The organism is Cetobacterium sp. ZWU0022, assembly GCF_000800875.1.
Classification (GTDB): domain Bacteria; phylum Fusobacteriota; class Fusobacteriia; order Fusobacteriales; family Fusobacteriaceae; genus Cetobacterium_A.
Genome location: NZ_JRJZ01000074.1, coordinates 1 through 645 on the forward strand (window position 1 = coordinate 1; position 645 = coordinate 645).

Genomic DNA, 645 nt, shown 5'->3' on the forward strand with positions numbered 1-645 from the left:
ACCTCTATAAGTTTTAAATGAGCTTCCAGGATTATTACCTGGAAGCTAGATAATAATATTTAAATTTATTTTTCCCAATCCGCAACATCTTTTAATTTTGTATAAATACCATCATTGAAATATGTATCGAACTTTTCACATATATAATTAGTTGCCATTGTTTCACCTATTTTATCTTTATAAATTATTTTACCGATATTTCCATTTTTTAATATTTTATGTGTATTACTGTATCTTCTTGTATTAATAGCTACAATTTCTCCAACACCACATTTTTTACATATCCAAGGCATTATTCAATTACCTTAGCTATTTCATCTATATGACTACCAAAGTTCTCACAGTTTGAACATCTAATTCCAATTTTTTCTAATTCTTCAATTTTTTTTGGTTCTATGAAATTTAGATTTTTAATTCTAAGGTCAAACTTATAGATAAAATCGAATAAATCCTCTTCCCCACAAATTAAACATTTGTAATGTGCCATTTATTTTATACCTCCATTAAATAAGTTTTTTGTTTTTAAAAGAGAGCTTCTAGGTAAATTACTTAGAAGCTCTATATTTTATTTTAATAATTTTTCAATAGATTTTAAATGTTTTTCGAAAGCTTTTTTTTCTTCACTATTTAATTTATTTACTTTTT

At 24.0% G+C, this 645-nt stretch carries 2 protein-coding genes; both read right to left on the reverse strand.

Going from position 1 to position 645, the window contains the following annotated elements; all coding sequences use genetic code 11:
• Positions 1–65 precede the first annotated feature (65 nt).
• A complete protein-coding gene (locus L988_RS05895) occupies positions 66–293 on the reverse strand; it encodes a hypothetical protein (protein ID WP_047382526.1) in 228 nt (75 codons plus the stop codon).
• Positions 293–487 (reverse strand): hypothetical protein, encoded by a 195-nt coding sequence (locus tag L988_RS05900; RefSeq protein ID WP_047382527.1) that lies wholly within the window; start codon positions 485–487, stop codon positions 293–295. The genes L988_RS05895 and L988_RS05900 overlap by 1 nt, the downstream gene beginning before the upstream one ends.
• Positions 488–645: the final 158 nt, after the last annotated feature.